Annotated in this window: 14 protein-coding genes; 5 read left to right on the forward strand and 9 right to left on the reverse strand. The window is 69.9% G+C overall.

Annotated features, from left to right (window positions below; all coding sequences use genetic code 11):
• The first annotated feature begins 13 nt into the window (after nt 1-13).
• The gene (locus tag V5D55_RS12325) at nt 14-1,312 is read left to right on the forward strand and encodes a hypothetical protein (protein WP_435743401.1); all 1,299 of its coding nucleotides are present in this window, start codon (nt 14-16) and stop codon (nt 1,310-1,312) included.
• A gap of 67 nt (nt 1,313-1,379) precedes the next feature.
• On the opposite strand, the gene V5D55_RS12330 is transcribed toward V5D55_RS12325, so the two are convergent.
• Genes V5D55_RS12330 through pdhA form a run of 3 tightly spaced genes read right to left on the reverse strand, consistent with a single transcriptional unit; the run spans nt 1,380 to nt 4,950 of the window.
• The gene (locus tag V5D55_RS12330) at nt 1,380-2,804 is read right to left on the reverse strand and encodes a dihydrolipoamide acetyltransferase family protein (protein WP_435743403.1); all 1,425 of its coding nucleotides are present in this window, start codon (nt 2,802-2,804) and stop codon (nt 1,380-1,382) included.
• Nucleotides 2,801-3,835 (reverse strand): alpha-ketoacid dehydrogenase subunit beta, encoded by a 1,035-nt coding sequence (locus V5D55_RS12335; RefSeq protein ID WP_435743405.1) that lies wholly within the window; start codon nt 3,833-3,835, stop codon nt 2,801-2,803. Before V5D55_RS12335 ends, V5D55_RS12330 begins: the two co-directional genes overlap by 4 nt.
• Nucleotides 3,832-4,950 (reverse strand): pyruvate dehydrogenase (acetyl-transferring) E1 component subunit alpha, encoded by a 1,119-nt coding sequence (gene pdhA, locus V5D55_RS12340; RefSeq protein ID WP_435743407.1) that lies wholly within the window; start codon nt 4,948-4,950, stop codon nt 3,832-3,834. The genes V5D55_RS12335 and pdhA overlap by 4 nt, the downstream gene beginning before the upstream one ends.
• 154 nt (nt 4,951-5,104) lie before the next feature.
• Between pdhA and V5D55_RS12345 the strand changes: the two genes are divergently transcribed.
• The 3 genes from V5D55_RS12345 to V5D55_RS12355 all read left to right on the forward strand — a co-directional run bounded on the left by V5D55_RS12345 (nt 5,105) and on the right by V5D55_RS12355 (nt 8,584).
• Complete coding sequence (locus V5D55_RS12345; RefSeq protein WP_435743409.1) at nt 5,105-5,539, forward strand: Lrp/AsnC family transcriptional regulator; 435 nt, start codon at nt 5,105-5,107, stop codon at nt 5,537-5,539.
• Nucleotides 5,540-5,671: 132 nt separating this feature from the next.
• A complete protein-coding gene (locus V5D55_RS12350; RefSeq protein ID WP_435743411.1) occupies nt 5,672-7,111 on the forward strand; it encodes an aldehyde dehydrogenase family protein in 1,440 nt (479 codons plus the stop codon).
• 3 nt (nt 7,112-7,114) lie between these two features.
• Entirely contained in the window at nt 7,115-8,584 is a 1,470-nt protein-coding gene (locus tag V5D55_RS12355) for a GMC family oxidoreductase (protein WP_435743412.1), read from the forward strand.
• 21 nt (nt 8,585-8,605) lie between these two features.
• Here V5D55_RS12355 and V5D55_RS12360 read toward each other — a convergent pair whose 3' ends face one another.
• The 6 genes from V5D55_RS12360 to V5D55_RS12385 are packed head-to-tail and all read right to left on the reverse strand — an operon-like array spanning nt 8,606 to nt 14,195.
• Nucleotides 8,606-9,481: a formylglycine-generating enzyme family protein gene (locus V5D55_RS12360; protein ID WP_435749293.1), complete on the reverse strand. Its 876-nt coding sequence runs from the start codon at nt 9,479-9,481 to the stop codon at nt 8,606-8,608.
• A gap of 8 nt (nt 9,482-9,489) precedes the next feature.
• Entirely contained in the window at nt 9,490-9,843 is a 354-nt protein-coding gene (locus tag V5D55_RS12365; RefSeq protein ID WP_435743414.1) for a DUF202 domain-containing protein, read from the reverse strand.
• The gene (locus V5D55_RS12370; RefSeq protein ID WP_435743416.1) at nt 9,840-10,196 is read right to left on the reverse strand and encodes a YidH family protein; all 357 of its coding nucleotides are present in this window, start codon (nt 10,194-10,196) and stop codon (nt 9,840-9,842) included. Before V5D55_RS12370 ends, V5D55_RS12365 begins: the two co-directional genes overlap by 4 nt.
• Before the next feature lie 28 nt (nt 10,197-10,224).
• Nucleotides 10,225-11,868: an amidohydrolase gene (locus V5D55_RS12375; RefSeq protein WP_435743418.1), complete on the reverse strand. Its 1,644-nt coding sequence runs from the start codon at nt 11,866-11,868 to the stop codon at nt 10,225-10,227.
• Nucleotide 11,869: 1 nt separating this feature from the next.
• Complete coding sequence (locus V5D55_RS12380; RefSeq protein WP_435743420.1) at nt 11,870-12,709, reverse strand: molybdenum cofactor biosynthesis F family protein; 840 nt, start codon at nt 12,707-12,709, stop codon at nt 11,870-11,872.
• 37 nt (nt 12,710-12,746) lie between these two features.
• Nucleotides 12,747-14,195: an APC family permease gene (locus V5D55_RS12385; RefSeq protein ID WP_435743422.1), complete on the reverse strand. Its 1,449-nt coding sequence runs from the start codon at nt 14,193-14,195 to the stop codon at nt 12,747-12,749.
• A gap of 180 nt (nt 14,196-14,375) precedes the next feature.
• Here V5D55_RS12385 and V5D55_RS12390 point away from each other — a divergent pair, with 180 nt between their 5' ends.
• Nucleotides 14,376-15,197: an SDR family NAD(P)-dependent oxidoreductase gene (locus V5D55_RS12390; protein WP_435743424.1), complete on the forward strand. Its 822-nt coding sequence runs from the start codon at nt 14,376-14,378 to the stop codon at nt 15,195-15,197.
• Nucleotides 15,198-15,240 lie beyond the last annotated feature (43 nt).

The raw sequence follows: 15,240 nt of genomic DNA on the forward strand, positions 1-15,240 counted from the left end.
GATGGAGGATCACATGGACCGCTCGCGCTCGCTCATGACGGCCGTGCTCAGCATCGTCTCGGTCGGTGGAATTCTTCTCCTCTCCGCCTGCGCGCCCGATCCGCAGCCGAGCCCGACGGCGACGACGGCACCCGAGACTCCTGCGCCCGAACCCTACGCGGGGCCGATGCATTTCGTCGGCGACGAATTGGACTGGTTCCTCCTCTCCGCAGACGAGATCTCCGCCATGATTCCTGGCAGCTCCGAGATCACCGAGCCGAGTGCGTCGTTGCAGCAGGTCTCCGACGGCCATGGTTCAGAGCTGGCTCCGCAGGTCTGCGGAGTGCTCCTCTCGGAAGCATCCCTCGGGTCGATCGGCGCCCGCTCGATCACCTGGAGCAGCCCTGCCGGCGACGACAGGGAGGGGGCTTTCCACGTCCTCCAGTTCGCGAACGAGACCCAGGCGCAGAACCGCATGGACGACTACGCAGCCGCGGCCGCGGCGTGCGCCGACTTCACGCTGAACGGCCAGGCCTCGTCATATGTCAACACCGTCGTCGACGAGGCTGACGGCGTGCGTGCCATCGCGGGAGCGCTGGTGCTCGACTACGGCACCGAAGGCGAAGAGTACCGGTCGTACTACGGGGTGTCTTCCGTCGGGAATGTGCTCGTCGAGTTCTGGCAGCCTTTCGACGGTGAGTCGGCGCTCGACACTGCGGCCGCGGCGCAGCTGCTCAAGGATCGAGCCGCGCAGGCCGCAGAGAAGCTCGTCGACGAGCTGACCGCGAATCCTCCGGTCGAACGTGAGGACACGGCGGCTGATCCGGCCGCGGCCTGGAGCGAGTGGGAGATCGGATTCGACGGTGTCGGTCCGCTGCGCCTCGGTGAAGACATCGAGACTGTCGTCGCGGCGGCTCCCGGTGCCGAGGCGGTGGCGCCCGGGGGAGGGTTCGGCGAATGGGAGCTCACGGCCCAGGGCGGGGGCGCCCGACTCTTCGTGTCGCCCGTCGAGGAAGGCACCGCTGTGGCCAGCATCCGGGCCGGGGGCATCGCGCTGTACGGCGAGGCGCCGGTCGACGGCGCCGTTCTTCCCCGAGCGGGAGGCGTCGGAATCGGCGACGAGGTGACGGACGCGATCGCCGCTTTCCCCGGCGGCAACACCGTTCATGTCATCGCGGCAGGACTCGACTTCTACGAGGTCTCGACCCGCGATGGGCGAGTTCTCCTCTTCCACGCCGACCGCGCGGTCTCAGAGGCCGGCGCAAAGATCATCGGCATCACCGTGGAAGACGCGACGCTGCGCCGTGAGTACACCCTCGCCGTGAACGGCTGAGTGCACTCACGGCGATGGATCGTGGCGTGTGCCGGGCCCAACGTCGCCGCGGGGAAAGGGTCCGCCGTCAGACCCGCCCGAAGGCGCGCAGCGGATGCTCGATGAGCTCGGTGACGCGTCGGAGGAAGCTCGCCGCGTAGCCGCCGTCGCAGACACGGTGGTCGAAGACCAGGGAGAGCTGGGCGATGCGGCGCACGACGATCTCGCCCTCGACGACCCAGGGGCGCTCGATGATCCTGCCGATGCCGAGGATCGCGACGTCCGGGTGATTGATGATCGCGGCGGATCCGTCGACGCCCAGGCCCCCGTAGTTGTTGAGCGTGAAGGTCGATCCGCGCAGTCGCTCCGGCGGCATCGCCCCGGCACGCGCGGAGGCGGCGAGCTCGCGCAGGGCGACGTCGAGCTGGTCGACGGTGAGGGCGTGGGCGCCCGGGACGACGGGCACCATCAAACCGCGGTCGGTGTCGGCGGCGACGCCGAGGTTCACGCCGTCGAAGGAGATCAGCTCTGCGGCGTCGTCGCTCAGACGAGAGGCGAGGATCGGGTGGTCCTCGAGGGCCAGGAGCACGAAGCGGGCGAGGAGCGCGGTCACGGATGGTGCCTTGCCGCCTTCGGGAGCCATCTGCGCGCGGAGGTCCCAGAGAGCCGTGGCGTCGACATCGACCCAGACGGTGGCCTCCGGGATCTCGGACCTGCTGCGGCTGAGCTTGGCACTGACGGCCTTGCGCAGCGGAGACATCCGCTCGCGCGAGCGCACGGCGAGCCCGTCGACGGTCTCGCCCGTGCCCGTGTCGATGTGTGCGGTGTTCGTGGCGGTGTGCTGCGCTGCGGCGCCGTCCACGGCGTTGTCGACTGCCGCTCGGAGCACGTCGGCGCGGGTGATTGCGCCGTCGGCTCCGGTGGCGGTGAGCGCGTGCACGTCGAGGCCCAGGTCGCGCGCCAGACGCCGCACCAGCGGGGAGCGCACGGCGACCGGGCGGCGGCGACCGGCATCCGTTTCTCGGACGAGTTGCGGCTGCTCGGACGATTCGGGCGGAATGGTCCGAGCAGCGGACGAGTCTCCGAGACTCGTCCGGGCGGCGGCCGGGCGACGACGTCCGGATGCTGCGCGCTCCTTGGTGCCGTATCCGATGAGCACGTTGCCGGAGCCGGCGCGCTCCTCCTCCCGGTACGCCTCCTGCTCGACGGCTGCTCCGGAGGGTGCGGAAGCGGCTCCAGAGGCGGCCCCCGTCGCGGCATCCGCCACCTCGAGCACCGGCGCACCGACGTCGATGGTGTCGCCGGCGGTGCCGTGCAGCGCGACCACGACACCGGCGAACGGCGACGGGAGCTCCACCACGCTCTTCGCGGTCTCCACCTCGGCGATCGGCTGATCGGTCGTGATCGTGTCGCCCACGGCGACGAGCCACTGCACGAGACCTGCTTCGGTCAGTCCCTCGCCGAGATCCGGCAGCCGGAACACCTGCGCGGCACCCACGGTCGGCGTGCTCATGCTTCCTCATCCCAGTGCAGCGTGTCGATGGCGTCGAGGACGCGATCGACGTCGGGCAGATACCAGTGCTCGAGCTTCGGCGGAGCGAAGGGCACGTCGAAACCGGTGACGCGGCGGACCGGCGCCTCGAGGAACTCGAAGCAGCGCTCGAACACCCGTGCCTGGATCTCGGAGGCGACGGATGCGTAGCCCGGTGCCTCCGCGATGACGACGGCGCGACCGGTCGACTTCACCGCGGCCGTCACGGTCGCATCGTCGAAGGGAGAGAGCGAGCGCACGTCGACGACCTGCACGCTGCGGCCCTCGGATGCCGCCACTTCGGCGACCTCCAGAGCGAGCGGTACCGAAGCGCCGTAGGCGAGGAGTGTGACGTCCGTGCCGTCCCTGGCGATGCGGGCGGTGCCGATCTCGGCGGTGATCGACGTGTCGACCTCGCCCTTGCTCCAGTACAGCTTCTTCGGTTCGAGAAAGACGACGGGGTCGGGGGAGGCGATGGCCGCGCGCAGCAGCGAGTACGCGTCCTGCGGCGTCGACGGGCTCACCACGGTGAGGCCAGGGGTGTGCGCGTAGTACGCCTCGGAAGAGTCGCAGTGGTGTTCGACTCCGCCGATTCCGCCGCCGAACGGGATGCGGATCACCAGCGGCATCTGCATCCCGCCGCGCGTGCGGTTCCCGAGTTTCGCGACGTGGCTGACGACCTGCTCGAATGCCGGCAGTGCGAAGGCGTCGAACTGCATTTCGACGACCGGTCGCATGCCGTTCATGGCCATGCCGACGGCGGTGCCGACGATGCCGGACTCGGCGAGGGGAGTGTCGAAGCAGCGCTCTTCGCCGTAGCGGGCGGTGAGGCCGTCGGTGATGCGGAAGACGCCGCCGAGTGCGCCGACGTCTTCGCCGAACACGACCACGTCGGGGTCGGACTCGATGGCATCGGCCAGGGCCCGGTTGAGCGCGGCGGCCATGCTCATGGTCGTCACCTCGCGAGGCGCCGCATCGGCGGCGATGTGCACGTCGTCGTGGGCGATGGTCATCGAGCACCTCCGGTGTGTGCGCTTTCCCTGTCGGCGGACTGCGAGCGTTCGATCTCACCGCGCAGCAGCTGCCACTGCTCCTCGAGCTGCGGCGAGCGTGTCGCCGTCACGAAGCGGAAGAGGTCTTCCGGATCGAGGTCGGCGTCGGTGTTGAGTGCGGTGCGCATGGCGGCGGCGATCTCCTCCGCGCCGGCGGCGAACCGCTCCTCGGCCGCCGCGTCGAGCGCGCCGGTCTCCGTCAGATGTGCGCGCAGGCGCAGCAGCGGGTCGCGGGCGATCCAGGCCTGCACCTCTTCGCGTTCGCGGTAGCGCGTGTCGTCGTCGGCGTTCGTGTGCGCCTGCATCCGATACGTGTGGGCCTCGACCAACGACGGCCCGCCGCCGGATCGGGCGCGGTCGATCGCTTCGCCGAGCACGGCGAGGACGGCGGCGACGTCGTTGCCGTCGACGCGCTGACCCGGCATTCCATAGCCGATCGCCTTGTGCGCGAGCGACGGAGCGGCGGTCTGACGGGACAGGGGCACCGAGATCGCGAACTCGTTGTTCTGCACGAAGAACACGACGGGAACGTGGAAGACGGCGGCGAAGTTCATCGCCTCGTGGAAGTCGCCCTCGCTCGTGGCGCCGTCGCCGCAGAGCGCGAGGACGACGGCGTCCTCCCCGCGGTGCTTGGCAGCCTGGGCGAAGCCGACGGCGTGCAGCAACTGGGTGGCGAGAGGCGTCGTCTGAGGAGCGACGCGGTGCGCGCGCACGTCGTAGCCCGAGTGCCAGTCGCCCTTGAGGAGGACCATCGCGTCGGCCGGCTCCACGCCGCGGGCGATGACGGCGACCGAGTCGCGGTAGGTCGGGAACAGCCAGTCCGCGTCGCCGAGCACGAGGGTGGCGCCGACCTGACAGGCCTCCTGTCCGTGCGAGGACGGGTAGACCGCCAAGCGGCCCTGTCGGACGAGTGCGCCGGCCTGATCGTTGATGCGACGGCCCTCGACCAGCCCTCGGTAGGCACGAAGCAGCGTGTCCGTGTCGGGGAGGGGGTACTGCTCGTCGACGACGAGCCCGCCGTCCTCGTCGATCAGTCGCACCGCGGTGTCTCGCGGGAGCATCTCCGTGTGCAGCATCCGTTCGCCCTCCTTGCCGAACTCGATGGGGACAGTTTGCCTCGCCGTCGACACTCGTCCAACGGTTCCTGGCGGATGGTGGACGAACGGCGCAAAATTATGCATTCGACTGTCGAAGTGTCAGAATCTGAGGCACCGACGAAGGGTGCTCACGATGGTGCTGGATGAGGTCGACCACGCGATCCTCGAGGAACTGCGGCGCGACGCCCGCTCCTCGATGACGGCCATCGCCGAAGCCGTCCACGTCTCCCGCGCGGGGGTGCATGCCCGCATCAAGCGTCTGACGGATGCCGGTGTCATCACCGGCTATTCGGTGCGCACGGACCCGGTGCTCCTGGGTCATCACGCGAGCGCGTACGTCACGCTCGCTATCGAGCAGGCGACCTGGCAGGACGTGCGCGATCGGCTGCGCGCGATCCACGAGATCGAGCACATGGCGCTGGTCGGCGGCGACTTCGACGTGATCCTGCTCGTGCGCGCGAACGACGCGCGAGACCTGCGCCGCATCGTGCTGGAGGACATCCAGGCGATCCCGTCGATCCGTTCGACGCGCACGACCCTGATCTTCGAGGACTTCGGGCCGAGCTGACGAGTCGGGGCGGCATCCTTCGCACTCGGACATCTGTGACGCGCTCCTCGACAAGTGGGGCGTGACGAGGCGGCTGAGAATGAGAGGGACGGTCGCTTCCCGTGGCCGGCGTCCCCTCGAAGGAGAGACACGATGTCCGATTCCGCCGCATCCGCAGCTGCCGCGCTGCTCGACCGCATCCAGGCGCCGGAGGGCGCAGGGCGTGACATCCCGGATGCCGCGACGCGCGAGACCATCGGCCGGGCGCCGGTCCACGCTGTCGCCGACCTCGACGACGCGATCGCACGAGCCACAGCCGCACAGCCGGGCTGGGAGGCGCTGGGGCACGAGAAGCGCAGCGCACTGCTGCTCGCCGCGGCCGACGCGATCGACGCGAACGCCGAAGGGCTCGCGTACCTCCTCTCCCGCGAGCAGGGCAAGCCGCTGAACGGCCCGAACGCCCGCTTCGAGCTCGGCGCCTGCTCGGCCTGGCTCCGCACCAACGCGACGACCGTGATCGAGCCGCAGGTACTGGTCGACGACGAGACGCTGCACGCCGAGCTCGTGTACAAGGCCGCCGGCGTCGTCGGTGCGATCGGTCCCTGGAACTGGCCGCTCATGATCAGCATCTGGCAGATCGGCCCGTCCCTGCGGATGGGCAACACCGTCGTCGCGAAGCCCAGCGAGTACACCCCCTTGAGCGTGCTCGCGATGCTGGCCGTGATGAACGAAGTGCTCCCGGCCGACGTGCTGATCGGCGTCTCCGGCGACCGCGAGGTCGGCGCGCGACTCGCGTCCCACCCGGACATCGACAAGATCATGTTCACCGGATCGACCGCGACCGGGCGCCGCATCATCGAGAGCTCTGCCGGCAACCTGGCGCGCCTCACCCTCGAGCTGGGCGGCAACGACGCCGGCATCGTGCTGCCGGGAACGGATGCCGCCGCCATCGCCCAAGACCTGTTCTGGGGCGCCTTCATCAACACCGGACAGACCTGCGCGGCGCTCAAGCGCCTGTACGTGCACGACTCCGTGTACGACGACGTCGTCGATGCGCTCGCCGAGATCGCGGCATCCGTCCCCATGGGCAACGGCCTCGACGAGGACAACGTGCTCGGCCCGCTGCAGAACCACGCCCAGTTCGACATCGTCAGCCGTCTGGTCGACGACGCCAGGAGTCGCGGCGCCCGCATCGTCACCGGTGGCGAGGCCGCCCCGGAGCTCGGCGAGCTGTTCTACCGGCCGACCATCGTCGCCGACATCGAGAACGACGCATCCCTCGTGCAGGAGGAGCAGTTCGGTCCAGCGCTGCCGGTCATCCGCTACTCCGATGTCGACGAGGCGTTCGCCTTCGCGAACTCCCTCGACGTCGGTCTCGGTGCCTCGGTGTGGTCCAGCGATCCGGATGCCGCCCGCGAGGCCGCATCGCGCATGCAGTCCGGCACCGTGTGGATCAACTCGCACGGCGGGCTGCATCCGATGGTGCCGTTCGGCGGGGTGAAGAGCTCGGGGTACGGTCTGGAGTTCGGCGTCGAGGGACTCAAGTCCGTCGCCGTCTCGCAGGTCGTCTCCGGCCCCGGTCGGAAGGGCTGACCGATGCGCTCTGCCATCGTCGTCGGAGCAGGCACCTCGGGAGCGATCGTCGCGCGGCGTCTGTCGGACGCCGGCGTCGCCGTCACCCTCATCGAAGCCGGGGGATACGACACGAACCCCGCGATCCACGACCCGTCCCGCGCCGGTGAGCTCTGGCACTCCGCCGAGGACTGGGACTACTTCACCACGCCGCAGGAGCATGCGGGCGGTCGCCGTCTGCACCTGCCGCGCGGCAAGGTCACCGGTGGGTCGCACGCGCTCAACGCCATGGTCTGGGTGCGCGGCGCCGCGTCAGACTACGAGGCGTGGGAGCGCGCCGGTGCGACCGGTTGGGGATGGTCCGAGGTCGAGCCGGTGTTCGACGCGATCGAGAACCGTCTCCTCCCGGTGACGGACGACTATCCGCTGTCGCCGATCCAGGCCTCCATCATCGACGCCGCCGTGCAGGAAGGTCTCCCGCACAACACGAACTACAACGGCGGCGTGCTCGACGGCGTCTCCCAGGAGCAGGTGACGATGCGCGACGGGCGCCGGGTGAACACCTGGAGCGCGTATGCCCAGCCCGTGGCGGAGAAGCTCACGATCATCACGGGCCGGGAGGTCCACTCGGTGATCGTGGAGGACGGCCGGGCGCTGGGGGTCCGGCTGGGGGAGGGCGCCACCGCCGAGGACGTGTTCGCCGACGAGGTCATCCTGTCGGCCGGAGCGATCGGCTCACCGGTCATCCTGCTGCGATCGGGCATCGGCCCCGCCGGCGAACTCGACGCCCTCGGCATCCCCGTCGTGCAGGACCTGCCCGGTGTCGGCAGGAACCTGCACGACCACCTCCTCTCACCCGTGATCTTCACCACGCAGCGGCCGATCGACCCGCCGCAGCCCGGGGTCTCGGTCACGCAGACGCACCTGTTCTGGCGCAGCCGCGACGACCTCGAGCAGCCCGACACGCAGCCGATCAACTTCTCGGTGCCGATGTGGGGCGAGCTGGAACCGAGGGGTGACAGCGGTTTCAGCCTGATGGCCGGACTCGTGACCCCGCACAGCCGAGGCGCGCTGACGCTCACCGGTCCCGGTCTGGCCGACCCGCCGGACATCGATCTCGCTGCACTCGAAGACGACCGCGATGTCGCCTCGCTCGCGGCATCCGTCCGCCAGTGCCGCCGCATCGGCGCGCGCCCGGCCCTCGCCGAACAGTGGGGCGCGGTCGAGGTGTACCCCGGACCCGAGGTGTCGGATGCCGATGTCGAGGAGTGGGTGCGCCGCACCGCGATCACCTATCACCACCAGGTCGGCACCTGCCGGATGGGGGCGGATGCGGATGCGGATGCCGTGGTCGACCCGCAGCTCCGCGTGCGAGGTGTCGAGGGATTGCGGGTCATCGACGCCTCGATCATCCCCGTCATCCCGACCGGGAACACGAACGCTCCCACCGCGGTGATCGGGGAGCTCGGCGCTCGATTCGTCCTCGCGGGCTGACTCGTCTGGACGCGCGGGAGGTCAGACGGCGCAGCGGAAGCCGAGGTGCGTCGTCGCGGAGTCCTCGGTCTGCGAGCTGCGGGCCGCTGGCCGGTAGCGCACGCAGTACTCGGGGGCGCAGAGGTGCGATCCGCCCTTGGTGACGCGGCGCCCCGGCCCCGCGGCATCCGCCGTGAAGAGGTTGGCCCGCTCGCCCGGTTGCACCGTCGGCACCATGCCGTGCCGCGGTGACCAGGCGTCGGCGGTCCACTCCCAGACGTTGCCGATCATGTCGCGCAGACCGTATCCGTTCGCGGGGAACGATCCGACCGGCGAGGTGCCGACCCAGCCGTTCGCGCCAGTGTTCCGGTAAGGGAAGTCCCCCTGCCAGGTGTTCGCCATGAGCATTCCTGCGGGACGCAGCTCCTCGCCCCAGGCGAAGCTCGCGCCGACGAGGCCGCCGCGAGCCGCCCACTCCCATTCGGCCTCGGTCGGCAGGCGTTTCCCCGCCCACGTGGCATAGGCGAGGGCGTCCGCGAACGCGATCTGCACGACCGGGTGCGACAGGCGCTCGTCGACGTCCGTGCCCGGTCCTTCGGGGGCGTGCCAGTGTGCTCCGGGCTGCCAGCGCCACCAGCGTCGCCATTCGCTCAGATCCACGGGCCCGGCGGTGGGGGTGAAGACGAGCCCGCCGGGAACCAGGGTGGCCGGGTCGGCTCCCGGAAAGAGCGCCGGATCCAGCGGCTGCTCGGCGACCGTGACATAGCCGGTGGCCGTCACGAAGCGGAGGTAGTCGGCATTGGTCACCGGATGCTCGTCGAGTGCGAACGCCGAGACGTCGACCTCGACGATCGGTCCCTCCTCCGGATAGAACTCGGTGGCCCCCATCCGCAGCCGGCCCGCGGGGACGCGGATCATCCCCGCGGTCACGACAGCACCGAGAACAGGACGAAGACCACGGCGATCACTCCGAAGGCGGTGCCCAGTGCCGTCAGCGCGACCATCAGCCCGCCGCCGGGAGCCTCGCCCGAGGACTCTCCGGTGAGGACGGCGCTCACCCGGAGTTGGCGCCGGCGCGCTGCGAGCCACAGTGCACACGCCGCCAGGAGACCGAGGAGCCCGGGCGCGAAGCCCCAGGCCTCGATCGATGGCGGCAGCGCGAGCGGAAATACGCGCAGGGAGAGCAGCGACCCGATGGCGATGGCGAGCGCGGTGCGCCGCCACGCCAGCTCGGTGCGTTCGGGCTGCAATCCCGGATCGAACAGCGTCCGATCGGTCATCGCCACAGCACGCCGGCGATGACGAGCGCCCCGACCGACACGACGACGATCGCGAGCAGTACGGCAGAGAATGCGCCGGGCAGCGGCTTCGACTGGCGCAGCGCCCGTTCGGCGCGCATCCACTCCCACCAGGCGAGTGGGGCGACGGCCGTGCCGGCGACGATCAGCAGCATCGACGCCGCGAGACGGAATCCGGGGTGCAGGTCGAGACCCAGTACTTCGAGGGCGACGCCGCCGGCGATCAGCGCGAGCGCCGTGCGCGTCCAGGCGAGGAAGGTCCTCTCGTTCGCCAGCGAGAACCGCGGATCGGGTTCCTCGCCGACGCCGTACACGGAAGCAGGGAAACGTCGCACGGGTTCATCGTATCCGTGCGCGACCGGCTCAGCGGCTGTACACCTTCCGGCCCGCGAACCAGGTCGAGACGACCTCGGTGTGCACGATCGCTTCGGCGGGCCCCGCGATCGCATCCCGCGCCAGCACGACGAAGTCGGCGGATTTGCCGGGCGCCAGAGACCCCGTCTCAGCCCCCAGCCCCATGGCGATCGCGGCGTTGATCGTGAAGACCTCCAGTGCCTCCTCGGCCGTGATGGCCTGCTCGGGCCACAGGGTGCCGGGCGCGCGGCCGAGCGGATCGGCCCGGGTGACGAGCCCCTGCAACCCCTCCAGGGTGTTCGGCGATTCGCTCACCGGCCAATCCGAGCCGCCGGCCACCAGCGCCCCGGAATCGAGGAGCGCGCGGTTCGGCTGCGAATGCTCGGCCCGCTGGCCGAGCACCTCGGCCAGCGCCTGGGGAATCACGCCCGGATACCAGATGAACGGCGAGATGTCGGCCGAGACGTCGAGGGCGTGGAGGCGCGGGATGTCGGCTTCGGCGAGGAACTGTCCGTGCGCGATCTGGATCGGTGTCGTGAATCCCTCGGCGCGGAGCTTCTCCGCAGCATCCAGCACGAGGCGGGCAGAGCCGTCGCCGGTGCAGTGCACCTTGGCGCCCAGGCCGCGTTCCGCGACCGAGCGCAGCCAGCCGAACAGCTCATCGAAGGTCATGGTCGTCTCGCCGTGGAAATGCGCGCCGTGCACGGCATCCGCCGGATAGGGGTCGAGGAACGACGCGGTCCGAGCGGGCGGCACGCCGTCGAGGAAGATCTTCACGAAGTCGGGGCGGTGGTGAGCGGTGCGGAACTCCTCGCCGCGCGCGATGAGCGGCTCGCCGATCGGGTCGCTGCCGAAGATCTCGTCGTTGATGAGCAGCGATGAGACCACCCACGCGTGCAGGTCGTCGGTCCGGTCGAGGGTGGCCAGTGCGTCGAGGATCTCGATGGACGCCGCCGCGTCCTGGAACGTCGTGATGCCATAGGAGTTCAGCAGCTCGACGCCGCGCCGCGACGCGGCCACGTGCTGCTCGCGGGTGAGCCGACCGCTGCGGTCGTGCGCCTTCTGCACCTGGATGCCCGCGGCCTCCAGCAGCACCCCCGTCGGGGTGCCGTCGACGGGATCCAGGACCGTGACACCGGACGAGGGGATGCTGCCCGCGGTGATGCCGGCGAGCTCGAGCGCCCGGGAGTTCGCCCAGCGGTTGTGGCGCGAGTCCTCCGCGATCACCACGGGACGCCCGCCCGCGGCCTCGTCGAGCCGAAGCCGCGTCGCCGTGTTCGCGAGAGCGGGAAGCAGGGTCGTCGCCACGACACCGCCGATGATCCACGCGTCCTGGGGAAGACCGGCCGCCTTCTCTCGCACCCGCTCGAGGATCTCGTCGAGGGTGAGCGACGGCGGCAGCGAGAGCTCGAACAGCTCGGTGCGTCCGGCGAGCGCGTGGTGGTTGTGCACGTCGACGAAGCCCGGGTAGACGGCGGCATCGCCGACCTCCAGCACGCGGGTCTTCGCACCGCGCAGGGAGGCGATCTCGGCCGCCGAGCCGACGGCCAGGATCTGTCCGTCGCGGACGGCGAACGCCTCCACGACCGGATTCTCCCGGTCAGCCGTGCGGATCACGGAGCCCGTGACGATGAGGTCGGCGGCCGCCGCCATCTCAGGCGTCCTCGAACGACGCCGGCTCGAGCTCCGGTGCGTGCAGCGTGGTCGACAGCAGCCGGCCGTGGGCGCCGAAAGTGAAGTGCGTCGGCACCTCGCCCGACTCGTCGAGGCCGAACAGCACGCCGTGCGAGCGGATCGCGTTGACATCCCGGTGGTCCGCGACCGTCACCGACGCGCACGGGATGACCTTCTCGCGCCACGCGAAGATGTAGATGCCGGGGCGAACCTCCCACACGCTGTTCTCGTCGGTGTCGGCGAGGCCGCGCTCCGGCCCGGCGAGGCACTGCCACGAGTACCACCGCGACGACAGGTAGACGTGCTCATAGGCGTGCTCTTCGCTGTACACCCATTCGACGCGGCGGCCGATGAGGGTCGTCGTCGGGGCGGCCTCGCGTCCGCTGACCTCGGCGCCTTCGATCACGCCGGGTGCGAAGACGTGCTGCACGCGGGTGCGTCCCTTCTCGGGCGCGGGGAGGATGACGGAGATCACCGCGAGCGCGCGGCCCTGGCGCAGATCGAGGATCAGCGAGACGGCCTCGTTCGGCAGGTAGCGGTGGTGGAACTGCACGTAGAACAGGTCGTCGTCGACCTCGACGGCCTCGTAGTCGTCGGTGTCCGACGCGGCCGCCGTGGGGTCTTCGGCTCCCGGCAGGTAGTCCCAGGAGACGGTCGTGTCGTCGAAGCGGTGCACGATGCGGGTGCCGCGCGCATCGACGACCGTGATCTCACGACCGCTCAGGGCGGTGGTGTGCGGTGCCTTGTTCGCGTCGAAGCCCGGAGCGAGGCCCTCCAGCGGCAGCCAGGTCGACGTGTCAGCGGGGTTCAGGGTGGTCATTGCTTTCCTTCTGTTCGGAGGGGACTGTCGGGGAGCGTCAGCGAGTGCTGAACTTCTCCAGGTCGGTGGCGAGGCCGTCGTACACTGCCGGCTTCGCGCGTTTGAGGTACACGCCGTAGACGACGCCGCCGATCACGGCGAGCACGAGCAGGAGCGGCATCAGACGGATCGCGAGTTCCTCGGACCCGGCGACGATGTTGAAGTTCACGACGGCGAGGAACGAGATCGCGGCGATGCCGAGGAACCCGATGCCGGGGGCGATGAACGTGCTCCACCACCGCGGGTCGCGGCTGCGGCGGAAGTACACCACGATCGAGATCGCGGCGAGCCCCTGCAGGATGAGCACGCTCAGCGTGCCGAAGCCGAGCATGGCCGGCACGAGCGTGACGATCGGGTCGGCGCCGGCGATCGCGAAGATGACGGCGACGATCCCGGCGAACGCGGCCTGAACGATGCCGGCGAGCTGCGGTGCGCCGTTGGAGCGGGTGCGGGCGAGCGCCTGCGGCAGGATCCGTGCCCGGCCGAGGGAGTAGAGGTAGCGGGTCGCGGAGTTGTGGAACGCCAGCATCGCGGCGAACAGGCTCACCAGGAGCAGCACCATCATCACGGTCGTGAGCGGGCCGCCGAGGTACTGCTGCGAGAGGGTGAAGATCAGGTCCCCGGTGGGCAGGTGCTCCAGCGCGGTCGCCTGTGCCTGGGCGACACCGGTCGCACTCACCACGGCCCAGGTCGTGACGCCCAGGATGACGCCGATTGCGATGATCGAGGTGTACGTGGCCCGCGGGATCGTGCGCAGCGGCTCCTTGGCCTCCTCGCTGAAGAGCGCGGTGGCCTCGAATCCGAGGAAGCCGGTGGCGGCGAGCAGCAGGCCGATCGGGAGTGACCCCGAGAACACGGCCTCAGGGCTGAATGCACCCAGGTCGTACCCGGTCTGCACGAGCACCGAGATGTCGAACACGACGAGCATAAGCACCTCGAGCACGAGGCAGACCCCGAGCACCTTCGAGCTGAAGTCCACGCCGATGCGTGCCAGCACGAAGCAGACGACGATCGAGACGAGACCCCAGATCAGCCAGTGCACGTCGAGACCGGTCAGGTCGCGGATGATGTTCTGCATGAAGAACCCGCTCGTGCCGATCGTGCCGACGACGAAGAAGTTGTAGCCGAGCGTCGCGATGAGACCGGCGATCAGCCCGCCGGTGCGACCGAGACCCTTCACGACGAACGCGTAGAAGCCTCCCGCGTTCACGAGCTGCTTCGACATCTGCGCGTAGCCGACCGCGAAGAGCAGCAGGATGACCGCGACCAGGAAGAACGACATCGGCGTGCCGCCGCCGTTCCCCAGCGCGATCGCGAGCGAGGCGACGACCACCATGCCGGTCAGCGGTGCGACGGCGGCGAGCACGAGGAAGACGATGCCGGCCACGCCGAGGGCGCCGGGCCGGAGGGAGGTGTGCTCCTGCGAAGTGTCTGTCGGGGATGCCACGTCGGCTCCTTCGGTCGGTGACGGCCGCTCACACGGCAACGACGACGAGGGGATCGTCGATAGAGCGAGTCTGCTCGCGCCGCCGCATTCGTACTTGACCCTGAGTGAAAGACGATGGTGCCAGCGTGCACAGCCCGGCATCGAGCGTTCATGCCGCCCCGCGGGAAGAGCAGGATGACGGTGACGACATCGCCGTCCTCGCGGGCCGCCATCCCGGCGCCCGACGGCAGTCCGAAGGACGACATGGACCTGCAGCTCGATGGCACGACGGCCCTCATCACGGGCGCCGCGAGCGGAATCGGCCGCGCGACAGCGCTCGCGCTCGCCACGGAGGGTGTGCGGGTGGCGCTGCTCGATCGCGACGGCTCGGCACTGAAGGAGACGGCGAACGGATGCCGCGACGCCCTGGTCCTCGTCGGCGACGTCACCGACGAGGATCAGGTCGCGGCGGCGGTCGACGCGGCCGTCGGCTCCCTCGGCAGACTCGACGCCGTCGTCTGCTGCGCGGGGATCTCCGGCCCTGTCGGCTCCGGGATCGAGGACATCGAGCTCGCCGACTGGAACGCCGTGTTCGCGGTGAACGTCACTGGCGCCTTCTTGGTGCTCACGCACGCACTCCCGGCGCTGCGAGCCGCAGCATCCGTGTCATCGAGCGCCTCCGTCGTGCTCCTCGCCAGTGACTCGGCGGTCGTCGCCTCACCCGGGATGGTGCCCTATTGCGCCTCGAAGGCGGCGCTGGTGCAGTTCGGCCGCGCTCTGTCGGTCGATCTCGCCGGCAGCGGCATCCGGGTGAACACGGTGGCCCCGTCGATCGTGGATACGCCCATGAGCCGTGGCGATCTCGGATCCGCCGCCTTCGACGACCCCGGTTTCCCGGTGCAGACAGCGGCGGAGGTCGCGGCGCACGTCGTGTACCTGGTCTCTCCGCGCAGCAGGGCTGTCAACGGCACGACCCTGCTCAGCGACTTCGGGTACGCCGCTCGATCCGGATCCCCCGCATAGCGGGCCGCTTCTTCTACTCATCACCCACAACCACAGGGAGCAT

This window comes from Microbacterium sp. PMB16 (genome assembly GCF_051294855.1).
Taxonomy (GTDB): Bacteria; Actinomycetota; Actinomycetes; order Actinomycetales; family Microbacteriaceae; genus Microbacterium.